Raw genomic sequence first — 16,502 nt, forward strand, 5'->3', positions numbered from 1 at the left:
CGACCTTCCCGAGCAGATGCGCGTCCGGCGCGAGAAGCTGGACCGGCTCCGGGCGGCCGGCATCGACCCGTACCCGGTCGGCTTCCCCCGCACCAGCACCATCGCCGACCTCCGGGACAAGCACCCGGACCTGGCCCCGGACACCGCGACCGGCGAGCGGACCGGCATCACCGGCCGGGTGATCCTCTCCCGCACCGGCGGCAAGCTCTGCTTCGCGACCCTGCGCGACGGCTCCGGCGACCTCCAGGTGATGCTGTCCCTGGACAAGCTGGGCGAGGAGCGGCTGGCGGCCTGGAAGTCGGACATCGACCTGGGCGACCAGGTCGGCGTCGAGGGCGAGGTGATCACCTCCCGACGCGGCGAGCTGTCGGTGATGGTGGACCGCTGGGAGCTCACCGCCAAGTGCCTGCGCCCGCTGCCCGACAAGCACAAGGGCCTGACCGACCCGGAGGCCCGGGTCCGCCAGCGGTACGTCGACCTGATCGTCAACCCCGAGGCCCGCGAGATCCTGCACCTGCGCTCCAAGGTGGTCCGCTCGATCCGCCGCACCTACGAGGAGCGCGGCTACATCGAGGTCGAGACCCCGATGCTGCAGCCGGTGCACGGCGGCGCCAACGCGCGTCCGTTCAAGACGCACATCAACGCCTACGACATCGACCTCTTCATGCGGATCGCCCCCGAGCTCTACCTCAAGCGGCTGGTGGTCGGCGGCGCGGAGAAGGTCTTCGAGATCAACCGCAACTTCCGCAACGAGGGCGCGGACTCCACCCACAACCCGGAGTTCACCTCGCTGGAGTCGTACGAGGCCTACGGCGACTACGACACCCAGGCCGAGCTGATCCGGGCCACCATCGTCAACGCGGCCCGGGACGCGCTGGGCACCACCGTGATCAAGGGCCTGGACCCGCACGGCGTCGAGCACGAGATCGACCTGGCCGAGCCCTGGGCCGAGGTGAGCGTCTACCCGGGCATCTCCGCGCACCTGGGCACCGAGGTCACCCCGGAGACCGGCGTCGAGGAGCTGCGCAGGCTGGCCTCCGAGCACGGCATCCCCTTCGAGAAGACCTGGGGCCACGGCCAGATCGTGCTGGAGATGGTCGAGCGCCTGCTGGAGGAGAACGCCGTCCGGCCGACCTTCATCAAGGACTACCCGACCGAGGTCTCCCCGCTGACCCGCCAGCACCGCTCGATCCCGGGCGTGGCCGAGAAGTGGGACCTGGTGATCTTCGGCACCGAGATCGGCACCGCCTACTCCGAGCTGATCGACCCGGTCGAGCAGCGCGCCCGCCTCACCGCGCAGTCCCTGCTCGCGGCCGGCGGCGACGTCGAGGCGATGCAGATCGACGAGGACTTCCTGCGGGCCCTGGAGTACGCGATGCCGCCCACCGGCGGCCTCGGGCTCGGGGTGGACCGCCTGATCATGCTGCTCACCGGCAAGAACATCCGGGAGACCGTGCTCTTCCCGCTGGTGAAGCCGGAGCCCAAGGCGTCCGCCGGTACGGCGGAGCAGACCGAGGAGGAGTGACCTGATGGACTACGTCAGCGCGATCGTCCCACCGCTGGTCATGGCGATCGGCTTCGGCTTCCTGGTGCGGGCCATCATCCGCACCCAGGGCGGCGCCCAGAAGGCCAAGGAGGACCTGGTCGACTGAGTGCCCGCACGGCCGCCCGGCCTCCGCCGGACGCCCCCGTCGCACCCCGCGCCGCCATTCCCGGATTCCGGGGGTGGCGGCGCGCCGGTTTCGCGGCACTTCACAAGTTTTGCCCCGTTCACTCCCTATCCTGGCCGGACTATGGTCCGGCAACTCGGCGAACTTGAGAACGCCATCATGACCCGGGTGTGGCAGTGGAACCGTCCGGTCACGGTTCGCGAGGTCCTTCTGGATCTGCGGTCGGAACGGGAAATCGCGTACACCACGGTGATGACCGTCCTGGACAAGCTGCACCGAAAGGGCTGGCTCCGCCGGGAGCGCGTCGGCCGGGCCTATCGATATGAACCGGTCTCCTCGCGCGAGGCGTACACGGCGGCCCTGATGAACGACGCCTGGGCGACCGGCGACAATCCGGCCGCGGCCCTGGTGCACTTCTTCGGCCTGATGTCGCCGGAGCAACGGGAGGCGCTGCGGGACGCCTTGCGGGTGGCCGCTCTGTTCCCGACCGATCCGGCGGCCCCGGATTCCCCGGAGAGCGGACCGGAGAGCGGACCGGGGGGCGGAGCGGATACCGGGGAGACCGGATCGGGGCCGGCACGATAACGTCCCGCCATGGAGGTCACCATCCGCCGGGCGCGGACCACGGACGTGCGGGCAGTGCGCGGGCTCATCGACACCTACTCGCGTGACGGGATTCTGCTCGACAAGCCCACCGTCACGCTGTTCGAATCGGTGCAGGAGTTCTGGGTCGCGGAACGCGACGACAACGGGACGGTAGTGGCCTGCGGCGCGCTCCACGTCATGTGGGAGGACCTCGCCGAGGTGCGCACGCTCGCCGTCGACGAGTCCTGCCGGGGCCACGGCGTCGGACACCTGCTGCTGGAGAAGCTGCTGCAGACCGCCCGTTGGCTCGGCGTCCGTCGGATTTTCTGCTTGACGTTCGAGGTCCCGTTCTTCGCGAAACACGGTTTCGTGGAGATCGGAGAGGCCCAGGAAACCGATGATGGTACGACAGACCCGGCGGCGATCGCTACGGATGTCTATGAAGAACTTCTCCGCTCGTACGATGAAGGTGTTGCCGAGTTCCTCGACCTGGAGCGGGTGAAGCCCAACACGCTGGGCAACTCGCGCATGCTGCTGCACCTGTGAGCCGCCCCCGGACGGTCAGGGGTTTGTGTTTTCCGGGAAAAGGCGCTTTCCTTTCCTTAGGCAATGGGTCGTTTAGCGGAAAGGGAAGCCCGTGGCACAGAGGGTGCAGGTCATTCTTGAAGACGATCTCGACGGCGGGTCGGCGGACGAGACGGTGACGTTCGCGCTCGACGGCGTTGCCTACGAGATCGATCTGAAGAGCGCCAACGCGGACAAGCTCCGCGGTCTGCTGGCGCCGTACGTCGAGAAGGGGCGCAAGCAGAGCGGCCGCCTCGCCGGCCCCCGCCGCGCGGGCCGCAGCACCGCCCCGCGCCCGTCCGGCAGCGTCCCGGACACCGCCAAGATCCGCGCGTGGGCCAAGGAGCAGGGCCTGGAGGTCAACGACCGCGGTCGCGTCCCCAGCAACGTGCGCGAGGCCTACGAGAAGGCCAACGCGGCCTGATCCGGGCACGGCCCGGCCGCCCGGACGGGTGCGGTGCCACGGGCACCGGCCGGAGCGTCCACGGCACACGCGCGGGGCGCGGAGGGATTCCCTCCGCGCCCTGCGGCGTACGTCCGGACGGCGCCGCGGCGGCCCGGCGCGGGCGCGGGCGCCCGTTCGGGCAGCGGGCCGGGTACGGACTCGGGCGGCAGAACGGTCACGGCCTGTGCAACGCTGGAGGGGCGAAGCGGTAACGCGGACACCACCGGGATGGCGTACCGGCCACCGCGGCCGCGACTGACCGACCGTCAGTGGCGGCCGACTTCTCGCCAGGCGAACACCGCCACCGCGGAAACTGCGCGAGAACCGCCCCGATACCGGGTATGAATGCAGATGGACGGGGTCCGTGGCCCCGTCCGCGACAGTACGCGTGACCGGTCGGACGCCCACCGACTGCGCCGCGGCGGCGGTTGTTCGCCGATGGCGTAGCGGTATCCGGTGCATCCGGCCCGCGTGCGGGAACACCGTCTCCCAACATCGGGTTGGGATTGGTGTCGGCTGGTCGCGCAGCATGTCGCTCCTCGCGAGGGGAGCGAATCCGTGGGCCGCGCCGCTGAGCGGGACTAGCATGCGGAAGGACAGGGCGGGGACGGACCCCGAACTGCCCGACCGCTCTGAGGAGCGATAAACGATGTTCGAGAGGTTCACCGACCGCGCGCGGCGGGTTGTCGTCCTGGCTCAGGAAGAAGCCCGGATGCTCAACCACAACTACATCGGCACCGAGCACATCCTCCTGGGTCTGATCCACGAGGGTGAGGGTGTCGCCGCTAAGGCCCTGGAGAGCCTCGGGATTTCTCTTGAGGCCGTTCGCCAGCAGGTCGAGGAGATCATCGGCCAGGGCCAGCAGGCCCCGTCCGGTCACATTCCCTTCACCCCGCGGGCCAAGAAGGTCCTGGAGCTGTCGCTCCGGGAGGCCCTGCAGCTCGGCCACAACTACATCGGCACCGAGCACATCCTGCTCGGCCTGATCCGCGAGGGCGAGGGCGTCGCCGCCCAGGTCCTGGTGAAGCTGGGCGCCGACCTGAACCGGGTCCGTCAGCAGGTCATCCAGCTGCTCTCCGGTTACCAGACCCCCGGCGGCAAGGAGTCGGCCACGGCCGGCGGGCCGGCCGAGGGCACCCCGTCGACCTCGCTGGTCCTGGACCAGTTCGGCCGCAACCTCACCCAGGCCGCCCGCGAGGCCAAGCTCGACCCGGTGATCGGGCGCGAGAAGGAGATCGAGCGGGTCATGCAGGTGCTGTCCCGCCGCACCAAGAACAACCCGGTCCTGATCGGTGAGCCCGGCGTCGGCAAGACCGCCGTCGTCGAGGGCCTGGCCCAGGCGATCGTCAAGGGCGAGGTCCCGGAGACGCTCAAGGACAAGCAGCTCTACACGCTGGACCTGGGCGCCCTGGTGGCCGGCTCCCGCTACCGCGGTGACTTCGAGGAGCGCCTGAAGAAGGTCCTCAAGGAGATCCGCACCCGCGGCGACATCATCCTGTTCATCGACGAGCTGCACACCCTGGTCGGCGCGGGCGCCGCCGAGGGTGCCATCGACGCCGCCTCGATCCTCAAGCCGATGCTGGCCCGCGGTGAGCTCCAGACCATCGGTGCCACCACGCTCGACGAGTACCGCAAGCACCTGGAGAAGGACGCCGCGCTGGAGCGCCGCTTCCAGCCGATCCAGGTCGCCGAGCCCTCGCTGCCGCACACCATCGAGATCCTCAAGGGCCTGCGCGACCGCTACGAGGCCCACCACCGGGTCTCGATCACGGACGCCGCCCTGGTCGCCGCCGCCACCCTGGCCGACCGGTACATCTCGGACCGCTTCCTGCCGGACAAGGCGATCGACCTGATCGACGAGGCCGGCTCCCGGATGCGCATCCGCCGGATGACCGCGCCGCCGGACCTCCGCGAGTTCGACGAGAAGATCGCCGACGTGCGCCGCGAGAAGGAGAGCGCGATCGACGCGCAGGACTTCGAGAAGGCCGCGTCCCTGCGCGACGACGAGAAGCAGCTCCTGCAGGCCAAGGCCAAGCGCGAGAAGGAGTGGAAGGCCGGCGACATGGATGTCGTCGCGGAGGTCGACGAGGAGCTCATCGCCGAGGTCCTGGCCACCGCCACCGGCATCCCGGTCTTCAAGCTGACCGAGGAGGAGACCTCCCGGCTGCTGCGCATGGAGGACGAGCTGCACAAGCGCGTCATCGGCCAGAAGGACGCCATCAAGGCGCTCTCCCAGGCCATCCGGCGCACCCGTGCGGGCCTCAAGGACCCGAAGCGCCCCGGCGGCTCGTTCATCTTCGCCGGCCCGTCCGGCGTCGGTAAGACCGAGCTGTCCAAGACGCTCGCCGAGTTCCTCTTCGGCGACGAGGACGCGCTGATCGCGCTGGACATGTCGGAGTTCTCGGAGAAGCACACCGTCTCCCGGCTCTTCGGCTCGCCCCCCGGCTACGTCGGCTACGAGGAGGGCGGCCAGCTCACCGAGAAGGTGCGCCGCAAGCCGTTCTCCGTCGTCCTCTTCGACGAGGTCGAGAAGGCCCACCCGGACATCTTCAACTCGCTGCTGCAGATCCTGGAGGACGGTCGCCTGACCGACTCCCAGGGCCGCGTGGTCGACTTCAAGAACACCGTCATCATCATGACGACCAACCTCGGCACCCGGGACATCTCCAAGGGCTTCAACCTGGGCTTCGCGGCCCAGGGCGACACCCAGACCGGGTACGACCGGATGAAGGCGAAGGTCGGCGAGGAGCTCAAGCAGCACTTCCGCCCCGAGTTCCTGAACCGCGTCGACGACATCGTGGTCTTCCACCAGCTGACCGAGGAAGACATCATCCAGATCGTCGACCTCATGATCGACAAGGTGGACGAGCGGCTCAAGGACAAGGACATGGGCCTGGAGCTCAGCGTCGAGGCCAAGAAGCTGCTGGCCAAGCGCGGCTACGACCCGATCCTGGGCGCCCGTCCGCTGCGTCGGACCATCCAGCGCGAGATCGAGGACCACCTCTCCGAGAAGATCCTCTTCGGCGAGCTGCGGGCCGGCCACATCGTGGTCGTCGGTGTCGAGGGCGAGGGCAAGGAAGCGAAGTTCACCTTCCGCGGCGAGGAGAAGTCCGCGGTCGCGGACACTCCGGCCGCCGTCGCCTCGCCGGGTCCGGACCTGACGAAGTAGCAACATTTAACAGACAACAGCAACGGTTAGGGCCCCCGGCGTTCGCGCCGGGGGCCCTGACCGTTTTCCGCACGCCCGTCGAAACTGTGATCAGGACCACGAATCAGCAGGTCGCTGGCCTGAACGGGGGCCGGTGCGGGTGCGATCGAAGCTACGGTCATCTTTAATGACAATGATGTTGACAGGACGTCAGCTGATACGCAGTCGCGGAGGATAGCGCTGTGGCCATGTCACGGTCAAGGTCTATCTTTTCCGTCCACGCTTGGATCAAATGACGTCCACCTGTCTTTCATTGGTTTACCGGAAGGCCAAGAGCCGGACGGTTTGGGGAGGACGTCACAACGTTGAAGATGACCAGGAAAGCCGCTTCGGCCGTCTCAGTCGCGGCGGTCATAGCCGCGCTCGGCGCGGGACTGCTCCCGAGCACGGCGGTCGCCGCCGGTGCCGCCCCCGTCCCGCAGGACCCGGCCGACGCCGTTCAGACCAGCACTGAGCACAACATTCCCGGCCCGCTGACCGAGAAGGTCGAGGCCGAGCAGAAGGCCGCGACCGAGCAGCTGCTCGCGGGCACGGCCCAGATCGAGCAGCACGGCGGCGGCTCCAGCATCAAGCTGGGCAAGGACAAGTACGTCGAGCTGGCCCGTGAGCGCACGGACAAGATCTTCACCATCCTGGTGGAGTTCGGCGACGAGGTGGACAACACCACCAAGACCCCGGACGGCAAGATCAAGTACGGCGGCCAGCCCGGCCCGCAGCGCAACCAGATCGAGAAGCCCGACGCCGCGACCAACAACTCCACCCTCTGGCAGGCTGACTACAACCAGCAGCACTACCAGGACCTGTACTTCAACAAGTCCGGTGACTCGCTGAAGACCTACTACGAGAAGCAGTCCTCGGGCCGCTACTCGGTCGACGGTCAGGTCACCGACTGGGTGAAGGTCAAGTACAACGAGGCCCGTTACGGCTCGGACTACTGCGGCCAGCACGTCTGCGCCAACGCGCAGGACCTGATCCGCGACGCGATCAACACCTGGGTCGCCGACCAGAAGGCCAAGGGCCAGACGGACGCGCAGATCAAGGCCACCATCGCGCAGTACGACCAGTGGGACCGGTACGACTACAACCACAACGGCAACTTCAACGAGCCGGACGGTTACATCGACCACTTCCAGATCGTGCACGCCGGTGAGGACCAGTCGGCCGGCGGCGGCAAGCAGGGCACTGACGCCCTGTGGGCCCACCGCTCGTACGCCTACGGCACCGGCGCCGGCACCACCGGCCCGGACACCAACAAGCTCGGCGGCACCCCCGTCGGCGGCACCGGCGTCTGGGTCGGCGACTACACCATGCAGCCCGAGAACGGCGGCCTCGGTGTCTTCGCCCACGAGTACGGCCACGACCTCGGTCTGCCGGACCTCTACGACACCTCCGGCAGCGGCATCGACAACTCGGTCGGCTTCTGGTCGCTGATGTCGTCCGGTTCCTGGCTCGGCGAGGGCAAGAACTCGATCGGCGACATGCCGAACGACCTCGACGCCTGGAGCAAGCTCAAGCTCGGCTGGCTGAAGTTCGACAAGGCCAAGGCCGGCACCGAGTCGACCCACCACATCGGCCCGGTCGAGTACAACAGCGCGCTCCCGCAGGCGCTCGTCGTCGACCTGCCGAAGAAGGCCGTCACCACCACCATCAACAAGCCCTTCGCGGGCGCCAACGAGTGGTGGAGCGGCAGCGCGGACGACCTCAACGTCTCGCTGACCCGTGACCTCGACCTGACCGGCAAGGCCAAGGCCTCGCTGTCGGCCAAGGCCTGGTACGACATCGAGCAGGACTTCGACTACGGCTACGCCGAGGTCTCCACCGACGGTGGCGCCAACTGGGTCGCCCTCGACGGCACCTACAACGGCGTCGCGCTGCCGAAGGACCCCTCCGGCAAGGCCTCGCTGACCGGCAACTCGGGCGACAAGTGGGGCGACCTCGCCTTCCCGCTGGACGCCTACGCCGGCAAGGCCGTCAAGGTCCGCTTCCGCTACACCACCGATGGCGGTCTGCACCTCAAGGGCCTGGCCCTGGACGACATCGCGGTGACCGCGGACGGCGCCAACGTCTTCACCGACGGTGCCGAGAACGGTGACAACGGCTGGACCGCCAAGGGCTTCTCGCGGACCACCGGCTCGTTCACCAACGACTACAACCAGTACTACATCGCGGAGAACCGGCAGTACGTCTCGTACGACCGCACCCTCAAGGTCGGCCCGTACAACTTCGGCTTCGCCGACAAGCCGCTCTTCGTCGAGCACTACCCGTACCAGGCCGGTCTGCTGATCTGGTACTGGGACGAGTCGCAGACCGACAACAACGTCACCAACCACCCGGGTCAGGGCCTGATCCTGCCGGTCGACTCGCACCCGACCCCGCTGAAGTGGAAGGACGGCTCGCTGATGCGCCCGCGCATCAACGGCTACGACTCCACCTTCGGCTCGCGCCGCACCGACGGTCTGACCCTGCACAAGGCGGGCGTCGAGACGGTCATCCCGAAGGCCAAGGGTGTCGACGAGTTCTCCGACCTGAAGTCCTACTGGACCAAGGACAACCCGTACAGCAGCGTCATCGTCCCGAAGACGGGCACCAGCATCGAGGTCGAGAACGAGTCCTCGAACTACCTGGAGACCTGGATCCGCGTCCGCCCGGTCGACAACTGATCGAACCGAGCTCTGACGCCCGGTCCGTGACCAGGCACCGCTGAGCCGATCCGGCCCGCTCCCGCACCCGCGGGGGCGGGCCGGATTCTTTGCTGGACTCTTTGTACCCGGACGGTCCAAACCCGGCGGGCAGGTGGTGCTCCTCACAGCCCTCGGGGGCGGTACGAGCGGGGGTAGTAGGACGGCGGGACCGGCGGGGCCGGTCCTCGTCCCATGAACGGAGCATCCGATCGCATGATCGTTACTCCGTCGGTTTGAATTTCCGGCCCGATGATGACTACACGCCGTAGTACGTCACACGGTTTGGGAGTCCGGTCGGTGACGGTTACACCTGAGTGGTCCCCCACTCTGCACGCCCGAACGGGCTCAGCGTGCTGCCCCCGTACGTGTTCGTGAGGTTCCGATGTCTCCTGTCCCGCCGCTGGGGCCGACCCTGTGCCGGCTCGCCGACTCCTTCCTTCGGCAGACCGACCGGAACCGCTCCACCACCGCCGCCGCGGCCGGGGCGGCCGTCCTGACCGGTGCCCTGGTGCTCACCGCCGCGGTCAGCGCCTCGGCGCAGACCATCGCCCCGACCACCCCCGGCAGCTCGGTGTTCACCGCGCCGCACGGCGCGGCCCCGGCGCCCGCACTGGTCCAGGTCGCCGGACCCAGCCCGTACACCCTGCCGTCGGAGCAGTCCTCGGCCCAGGACTCGGTGGCGATCGCCGTCAATCTGCTGCCCGCGCAGGCGGAGGCCCCGGCGCCGTCCGCCGACCAGGCCCCGGCCGAGGGGCAGCCCGAGGGAGGGGCCCCGGCCGAGGAGCAGGCACCCGCCGCCGAGCCGGAGCCCGCCGCACCGGAGCAGGCCCCCGCACCCGCCGCCCCTGCCCCTGCCCCCGCGCCGACCCCGGCCCCGGCCCGGCAGTGGTCCGCGCCGATCCCGGGAGCGCCGACCAGCAACCCCTACGGCGTGCGCAACCCCGAGTACGCGGCCGGGTACCACACCGGCGTGGACTTCGCGGTATCCCCCGGCACCGCGCTGCTCGCGGTCGGCAACGCCACCGTGGTGTCGGCCGGCTGGGACGGCGCGTACGGCAAGGAGGTCGTCCTGCGGCTGGCCGACGGCCGCTTCGCCCAGTACGCGCACATGTCGGCGCTCGCGGTGTCGCCGGGCCAGAAGGTCGCGGCCGGGCAGCAGATCGGCCGCTCCGGCAACACCGGCAACTCGACCGGGCCGCACCTGCACTTCGAGATCCGCTCGGCCAACCAGTACGGCGCGGTGATCAACCCGATCGCCTACCTCGCCGCGCGCGGGGTCACCGACTTCTGATCCCCCGGGCAGTGGGGGCGAGGGCCGCTCGGGGGATTCGGGCGGCGGCGGGCGAGGGGCAGCGGGGCGCGGGCCGGTCGGTGCGCGCCCCTCGAACAACTCAGTCCGTCGGGGCGGGCCGCACGATCAACCGGCAGATCTCCAGCGCCACGTGCTGGGCGGCCTCGATCGCCTCCTCGCGGGTGGCCTCGGCGACCGGGATGTCCCCGACGTAGCGGTCGACCCCGGGCCGCTGGTCCTGGTACAGCAGGAAGAGCGCCGAGTTGATGGTGAAGAGGGACATCATCGCCCGCAGCCGGTCCTCGAAGGTCGCCCCGGGGCCGTGCACCAGCCGGACCAGGGCGATCATGCGGTCCCGGAACTCCTGACCGGCCGGCAGGTCGCGCAGCGCGGGCTGGTTCTCCTGGAAGAAGCGCAGCAGCGGCACCCGCTCGGCCATCCCGGCCGCGAACCGGCGGATCAGCTCGTCCCGCACCTCGGGGGTCCAGGTCTGCTCGCGGCCCCAGGCGATCAGCTCGTCGATCGGCGCCGCGGTGGTCGCCACGATGCCGTGGACGATGTCTTCCTTCGTCTTGAAGTGGTAGTAGAGCGCGGCCTTGGTGACGCCCAGCCGGTCCGCGATCTCCCGCAGCGAGGTGCGCTCGTAGCCCTGCTCGGAGAAGAGCTCCAGGGCGATCGCGACGATGCGCGCCCGGGTGTCGCTACGGGGGCTCTGCGTCGTGCCCATCGCCTGCCTCTGACTGCGTCGTGGTTCGGTCCCCGGCGACCTGCGGCCGCCGCGGCATGAGCGGCGGGCGCCCCGACCGGCGACCACTGGTGCGCCCATTCTTCCTGCCCCGGGAGTCCACCGAAAAACTGGCTTGACGACCGGCTAGTGAACAACCTACCGTGCCCACGGTCCACAAACTAGCCGGGCGACAAGTAAGGGGGCTTCCGCAGGCCCCACCGGTCGCCCGCCCCCTGTCCGGGAGTCCCACCCATGTCACAGCCCAAGGCCGGCACCGCGGCCCCCGAGAAGCAACCGGCCGAGGACGAGCAGCCCCGTTCGGCCCGCGAGATCCGCCTGGTCATGATCGGCCTGGTCGTCACCATGCTGCTCGCCATGCTCGACGGCCTGATCGTCGGCACCGCGATGCCGACCATCGTCGGCGAGCTCGGCGGCGCCGAGCACCTCTCGTGGGTGGTCACCTCCTACACCCTGGCCACCGCCGCCTCCACCCCGATCTGGGGCAAGCTCGGCGACCTCTACGGCCGCAAGGGCGTCTTCCTCACCTCGATCGTGATCTTCCTGGCGGGCTCGGCGCTCTCCGGCCTCTCCCAGGACATGACGGAGCTCATCGGCTTCCGCGCCCTCCAGGGCCTGGGCGCCGGCGGTCTGATGGTCGGCGTGATGTCGATCATGGGCGCGCTGGTCCCGCCGCGCGACCGCGGCAAGTACCAGGGCATGTTCGCCGCGGTGATGGCGCTCGCCACCATCGGCGGTCCGCTGGTCGGCGGCTTCATCACCGACCACCTGAACTGGCGCTGGACCTTCTACATCAACCTGCCGCTCGGCGCCGTCGCGCTCGCCGTCGTCGTGGTCACCCTGAAGCTGCCGAAGGTCCGCAGCAAGGCCAGGATCGACTACCTCGGCGCGCTGCTGCTCACCACCGGCATCACCTCGCTCACCCTGATCACCACCTGGGGCGGCCAGGAGTACGCCTGGGGCTCGAAGCAGATCCTCGGCCTGAGCGCGCTGGCCGCGTCCACCCTGATCGGCTTCTGCTACGTCGAGCAGCGGGTCGAGGAGCCGATGCTGCCGCTGTCGCTGTTCAAGAACCTGAACTTCACCCTGGTCTCGATCATCGGCTTCGTGGTCGGCTTCGTGATGTTCGGCTCGACCGTCTTCCTGCCGCTCTACCAGCAGACCGTGCAGGGCGCCTCGGCGACCAACTCCGGCCTGCTGCTGATGCCGATGATGTTCGGGATGCTGGTCGTCTCGCTGGTGGTCGGCCAGGCGGTGACCAAGACCGGCAAGTACCGGATCTACCCGATCATCGGCACCGTCGTGATGACCGCCGGCATGGTGCTGCTGTCGACCCTCTCCACCGACACCTCGGGCTTCACCTCCGCCTGCTGGATGGTGGTGCTCGGTGCCGGTATGGGCTTCCTGATGCAGATCACCATGCTGGTCGCGCAGAACAGCGTCGAGCTCAAGGACATGGGTGTGGCCAGCTCCACCGCCACCCTGTTCCGCACCATCGGCGGCTCCTTCGGTGTGGCGCTCTTCGGCGCGCTGTTCAACAACCGGGTCACCGAGACCATGAACGAGCGGCTCGGTTCGGCCGCCGGGGCGGGTTCCGCGCAGGGCGGCGACCCGGCCCAGCTGAGCCCGAACGCGCTCAAGGCGCTGCCCGCGCCGGTCCAGGACGCCTACCACCACGCGGTGGCCAACGGCATGCACACCGTCTTCCTCTGGGGTGCGGCCGCCGCCGTGATCGCGGTCGCCGCCGCCGTCTTCATGCGGGAGGTGCCGCTGCGCGGGGCCGGCGAGCCGCCCGCCGACGCCAAGGACGGCGAGGCCGGCAAGGGCGCCTCGGTCGGCAACGCCGAGGCCGTCGCGATCTGACCGGGTCCGCCCCGGAACGCACCGGGCCCCCGCTCGCCGAACCGGCGGGCGGGGGCCTCTGTCGTTCCCGGGGTCGGTACCGCTACCGGGGCAGCCGGTAGACGCCCTGCTCGACCGGCTCGACCAGCCCGTCGGCGACCAGCCCGTCCAGGGCGCGGGCGCGCTGCACGGCGTCCGGCCAGACCTCGTCGAGCCGGGCCTGCGGCACCTCGTCGTGCGCCTCGCGGAGCACCGCGAGCAGCTTGCCGCGCACCTGGCGGTCGGTGCCCTCGTAGGTCTGGCCGCGCCGGGCCGGGCCCTCGTAGGGCGGGCGGCCGGCCCGCTGCCAGGCGCAGGAGGTGAACAGCGGGCAGTCCCCGCACTCCGGGCTCCGGGCCGTGCAGACCAGCGCGCCCAGCTCCATCACGGCGACCGCCCAGGTGGCGGCCGTGCGGTCGGCGGCGGGCAGCAGCGCGGTCGCGGTCCGCCGCTCGGCCGCCGTGGTGGCCTGCGCCGGGTACTCGGCACCGGTCACGGCGCGGGCGAACACCCGGCGGACATTGGTGTCCAGCACCACGTGCCGCTGGCCGAAGGCGAAGGAGGCCACCGCCGCCGCGGTGTACTCACCGACCCCGGGCAGCGAGAGCAGGGTCGCGTGGTCCTCCGGGACCTCGCCGCCGTGCTTCTCGGTGATCGCCACCGCGGCGCCGTGCAGGCGCAGCGCCCGGCGCGGGTAGCCCAGCCGCCCCCACATCCGGACGGCCTCGCCGGGCGCCTCGGCGGCCAGGTCGGCCGGGGTGGGCCAGCGCTCCATCCAGGTCTCCCAGACGGGCAGGACGCGCTTCACCGGGGTCTGCTGGAGCATGAACTCGCTGACCATCACGGCCCAGGGCGAGGCGTCCGGCGTCCGCCAGGGCAGCTCCCTGGCGTTGGCCGCGTACCAGTCGAGCACGGTCGCGTGCAGGACCGGCAGGGGCAGTCCGAGCTTCGGCGCGGCCTCGGCGGACGTCCCGGGACCCGGGGGCGCGGCGGGGCCGGCGGGTGCGGGGAGGACGGGGGTGACGGTGTTGGCAGCCATGGCCCTTCGATCCTCCCACGCCCGAGCCGACCACCGAAGCGGATCATGAGATTCCGGTTCAGCGCGCAAAACACCCCATTCAGCCTCGCCCGAACGGCGCAAATGGCGGATCATGTGAAGGAAGGGGTGACTGTGCGGTGTTGGTGCGTCAAGGGGCACACACTGTCTCGTAGAGTTTGGGCGTGCCCTCTCTCCGTCAACCCGTAGGACCGCTGCCGGCCTCGATCTACTGGCGTCGGCGTGTCGTCGTGATCGTCGCCGCCGTCGCGGTCGCCGCCCTCGTCATCTGGCTGATGGCCGATCAGGGCGGGGGTGGCGACGGAGCGAAGGACAAGGCCGCACAGGCCGCACCGACCCAGTCGCAGAACCAGACGCCCGCCCAGGCGATCACGCCGGGCGCCTCGCCGAGCGGACCGGCCAACAACTCCCGGCCCGGCAGCGGCAGTGGCGGCGGCAGCGCCTCCGGCGGCGCGGTGGGCGGCTCCGGCGGCGGCGACGTCAGCCTCAGCACCGGCGGCACGACCGGCGGCACCGCCCCGGCACCCGCCACCGGCGGGGCGGCCGGCGGCGGCGCGGCCGGCGGTGCGGCGGCGGCGGCGCGGCCGGCGGTGCGGCCGGCGGTGGCACGAGCGGCGGCGGCACGGGCACGAGCGGCGGAAGCGCCTCGGGCGGCGGCGCTCCGGCCGGTACCGGCGGCGCGGGCGGCAACGGCGGCCAGCCCCCGGTGAACACCACCGACATCATGGCCCTGCCGGTCTGCGCCTCCTCCCAGGTGACGCTCAATCTGGCCAGCGCCCAGAACTCCTACCAGCCCAAGGACAAGCCCAAGCTGGCGCTGACCATCAACAACTCCTCGGCCACCAACTGCCGGGTGGACCTGGGCCGGACCGCCTCCGCGATCACCGTCACCGCCAGCAACGGCGAGCGCATCTGGTCCTCCGGCGACTGCCCGGCCGACCGGAGCAGCGCCTGGGTCCAGCTCCCCGCCAACGGCGGGCTGACCGAGACCTTCGGCTGGGACCGGGTCCGCAGCAAGCCTCAGTGCGCGACCGCCGACCCGGCGACCGCCCCGGCCGGCAACTACCTGGTGGTCGCCGACCTCACCGGCCTCTCCGGCGGCCAGGCCTCGGCCCGCTCCCCGATCCGGCTGGAGAACTGAGGCCGGTCCTTCCGGACACGCAGAAGGCCCGGACCGTTTCCACGGTCCGGGCCTTCTGCATGTCCGGGGCCGGGCACCTCGTGGCGCCCGCGTCCGATCAGACGTAGCGCTCCAGGATGGACGATTCGGCAAGGCGGGACAGGCCCTCGCGGACCGAGCGGGCCCGGGTCTCGCCGACGCCCTCGACCGTCTGCAGATCGTCGATGCTGGCGGCCAGCAGCTTCTGCAGTCCGCCGAAGTGCTCCACCAGGCGCTCTATCACCGTGTTGGGCAGGCGCGGGATCTTGGCCAGCAGCCGGTAGCCGCGCGGCGAGACCGCCGAGTCCAGCGACTCCGGCGTGCCCGAGTAACCGAGCGCCTTGGCCACCGTCGTGAGGTCGAGCAGCTCGGCGTGGGTCAGCGCCTCCAGGTCGGCCAGGACCTCGGTGACGGTCCGGCCCTTCTTGGCGGCGCGCTCCGGGAAGTAGTCCCGGGCGACCAGCTCGCGCTCCGGCTCCACACCCGCGATCAGCTCGTCCAGCTGGAGCGAGAGCAGTCGGCCGTCGATGCCGAGCTCCAGCACGTAGCCGGCGATCTCGGTGGCGATCAGCCGGACCATCTCCAGCCGCTGCGCGACGGCGGTGACGTCCCGGACCGTCACCAGGTCCTCGATCTCCAGTGCGGAGAGCGTGCCCGCCACCTCGTCCAGGCGCAGCTTGTAGCGCTCCAGGGTGGCCAGCGCCTGGTTCGCGCGGGACAGCACGGTGGTGGAGTCCTCCAGCACCCGGCGGGTGCCGTTGACGTACATGGCGATCAGCCGCATCGAGTGCGAGACCGCCACCACCGGGAAGCCGGTCTGCCGGTTGACCCGCTCGGCGGTGCGGTGGCGGGTACCGGTCTCGTCGGTCGGGATGGTGGAGTCCGGCATCAGGTGGACGCCGGCCCGGACGATCTTGGTGATGTCCTTGTCCAGCACCACGGCGCCGTCGAGCTTGCACAGCTCGCGCAGCCTGGTCGCGGTGAACTCGACGTCGAGCACGAAGCCGCCGGTACAGATCGGCTCGACGGTCTTGTCGAAACCGAGCACGATCAGACCGCCGGTGTTGGCCCGGAGCACCCGCTCCAGACCGTCACGCAGTGCGGTGCCGGGGGCGATGGCGGTGAGGGAGGCCCGCAGCAGGGCCTCCTCGCGGGAGGACTTGTCCGCCCGGTCGCTGGCTGCCACGTGACTCCTCCGGTCGACCCCGTACCGGTC

The 16,502-nt window shown here is 70.2% G+C and carries 14 protein-coding genes; 11 read left to right on the plus strand and 3 right to left on the minus strand.

Annotation, left to right across the window (positions count from 1 at the left end):
- Positions 1-16 precede the first annotated feature (16 nt).
- The 8 genes from lysX (at position 17) to ACW14Y_RS18970 (ending at position 10,444) form a co-directional block, all read left to right on the plus strand.
- Positions 17-1,525 (plus strand): bifunctional lysylphosphatidylglycerol synthetase/lysine--tRNA ligase LysX, encoded by a 1,509-nt coding sequence (gene lysX, locus ACW14Y_RS18935; RefSeq protein ID WP_456988204.1) that lies wholly within the window; start codon positions 17-19, stop codon positions 1,523-1,525.
- Positions 1,526-1,529: 4 nt separating this feature from the next.
- The gene (locus ACW14Y_RS18940; protein ID WP_030393758.1) at positions 1,530-1,652 is read left to right on the plus strand and encodes a hypothetical protein; all 123 of its coding nucleotides are present in this window, start codon (positions 1,530-1,532) and stop codon (positions 1,650-1,652) included.
- A 141-nt stretch (positions 1,653-1,793) separates the two neighbouring features.
- Positions 1,794-2,255 (plus strand): BlaI/MecI/CopY family transcriptional regulator, encoded by a 462-nt coding sequence (locus ACW14Y_RS18945; RefSeq protein WP_380299862.1) that lies wholly within the window; start codon positions 1,794-1,796, stop codon positions 2,253-2,255.
- 9 nt (positions 2,256-2,264) lie between these two features.
- Entirely contained in the window at positions 2,265-2,801 is a 537-nt protein-coding gene (locus tag ACW14Y_RS18950; RefSeq protein WP_380299861.1) for an amino-acid N-acetyltransferase, read from the plus strand.
- Between the two features lie 91 nt (positions 2,802-2,892).
- Positions 2,893-3,243 (plus strand): histone-like nucleoid-structuring protein Lsr2, encoded by a 351-nt coding sequence (locus tag ACW14Y_RS18955; protein WP_030393755.1) that lies wholly within the window; start codon positions 2,893-2,895, stop codon positions 3,241-3,243.
- Positions 3,244-3,913: 670 nt separating this feature from the next.
- Complete coding sequence (locus ACW14Y_RS18960) at positions 3,914-6,433, plus strand: ATP-dependent Clp protease ATP-binding subunit (protein WP_266270125.1); 2,520 nt, start codon at positions 3,914-3,916, stop codon at positions 6,431-6,433.
- 350 nt (positions 6,434-6,783) lie between these two features.
- Complete coding sequence (locus tag ACW14Y_RS18965) at positions 6,784-9,132, plus strand: immune inhibitor A domain-containing protein (protein WP_380299860.1); 2,349 nt, start codon at positions 6,784-6,786, stop codon at positions 9,130-9,132.
- A 403-nt stretch (positions 9,133-9,535) separates the two neighbouring features.
- Complete coding sequence (locus tag ACW14Y_RS18970; RefSeq protein WP_380299859.1) at positions 9,536-10,444, plus strand: M23 family metallopeptidase; 909 nt, start codon at positions 9,536-9,538, stop codon at positions 10,442-10,444.
- A gap of 100 nt (positions 10,445-10,544) precedes the next feature.
- Here the strand turns inward: ACW14Y_RS18970 and ACW14Y_RS18975 are convergent, their stop codons facing one another.
- A complete protein-coding gene (locus ACW14Y_RS18975; protein ID WP_380299858.1) occupies positions 10,545-11,171 on the minus strand; it encodes a TetR/AcrR family transcriptional regulator in 627 nt (208 codons plus the stop codon).
- 252 nt (positions 11,172-11,423) lie between these two features.
- Here ACW14Y_RS18975 and ACW14Y_RS18980 point away from each other — a divergent pair, with 252 nt between their 5' ends.
- On the plus strand, positions 11,424-13,052 hold the full coding sequence (locus tag ACW14Y_RS18980; RefSeq protein WP_380299857.1) for an MDR family MFS transporter: 1,629 nt from the start codon (positions 11,424-11,426) through the stop codon (positions 13,050-13,052).
- 82 nt (positions 13,053-13,134) lie between these two features.
- On the opposite strand, the gene ACW14Y_RS18985 is transcribed toward ACW14Y_RS18980, so the two are convergent.
- Complete coding sequence (locus tag ACW14Y_RS18985; RefSeq protein WP_380383467.1) at positions 13,135-14,109, minus strand: HhH-GPD family protein; 975 nt, start codon at positions 14,107-14,109, stop codon at positions 13,135-13,137.
- Positions 14,110-14,291: 182 nt separating this feature from the next.
- On the opposite strand from ACW14Y_RS18985, the gene ACW14Y_RS18990 reads away from it, so the two are divergent.
- On the plus strand, positions 14,292-14,837 hold the full coding sequence (locus ACW14Y_RS18990) for a hypothetical protein (RefSeq protein ID WP_456987764.1): 546 nt from the start codon (positions 14,292-14,294) through the stop codon (positions 14,835-14,837).
- A complete protein-coding gene (locus ACW14Y_RS18995) occupies positions 14,834-15,268 on the plus strand; it encodes a hypothetical protein (protein ID WP_456987766.1) in 435 nt (144 codons plus the stop codon). Before ACW14Y_RS18990 ends, ACW14Y_RS18995 begins: the two co-directional genes overlap by 4 nt.
- Before the next feature lie 97 nt (positions 15,269-15,365).
- Here the strand turns inward: ACW14Y_RS18995 and disA are convergent, their stop codons facing one another.
- Complete coding sequence (disA, locus tag ACW14Y_RS19000; RefSeq protein ID WP_051741604.1) at positions 15,366-16,472, minus strand: DNA integrity scanning diadenylate cyclase DisA; 1,107 nt, start codon at positions 16,470-16,472, stop codon at positions 15,366-15,368.
- Positions 16,473-16,502: the final 30 nt, after the last annotated feature.

Source organism: Kitasatospora sp. cg17-2 (assembly GCF_054031055.1).

What these genes read in the sequence shown, in the direction of transcription:
- lysX (WP_456988204.1), top strand. Translation starts at nt 17, where the DNA reads ATGCGCGTCCGGCGCGAGAAGCTGGACCGGCTCCGGGCGGCCGGCATC.
- ACW14Y_RS18940 (WP_030393758.1), top strand. Translation starts at nt 1,530, where the DNA reads ATGGACTACGTCAGCGCGATCGTCCCACCGCTGGTCATGGCGATCGGC.
- ACW14Y_RS18945 (WP_380299862.1), top strand. Translation starts at nt 1,794, where the DNA reads ATGGTCCGGCAACTCGGCGAACTTGAGAACGCCATCATGACCCGGGTG.
- ACW14Y_RS18950 (WP_380299861.1), top strand. Translation starts at nt 2,265, where the DNA reads ATGGAGGTCACCATCCGCCGGGCGCGGACCACGGACGTGCGGGCAGTG.
- ACW14Y_RS18960 (WP_266270125.1), top strand. Translation starts at nt 3,914, where the DNA reads ATGTTCGAGAGGTTCACCGACCGCGCGCGGCGGGTTGTCGTCCTGGCT.
- ACW14Y_RS18965 (WP_380299860.1), top strand. Translation starts at nt 6,784, where the DNA reads ATGACCAGGAAAGCCGCTTCGGCCGTCTCAGTCGCGGCGGTCATAGCC.
- ACW14Y_RS18970 (WP_380299859.1), top strand. Translation starts at nt 9,536, where the DNA reads ATGTCTCCTGTCCCGCCGCTGGGGCCGACCCTGTGCCGGCTCGCCGAC.
- ACW14Y_RS18975 (WP_380299858.1), bottom strand. Translation starts at nt 11,171, where the DNA reads ATGGGCACGACGCAGAGCCCCCGTAGCGACACCCGGGCGCGCATCGTC.
- ACW14Y_RS18980 (WP_380299857.1), top strand. Translation starts at nt 11,424, where the DNA reads ATGTCACAGCCCAAGGCCGGCACCGCGGCCCCCGAGAAGCAACCGGCC.
- ACW14Y_RS18985 (WP_380383467.1), bottom strand. Translation starts at nt 14,109, where the DNA reads ATGGCTGCCAACACCGTCACCCCCGTCCTCCCCGCACCCGCCGGCCCC.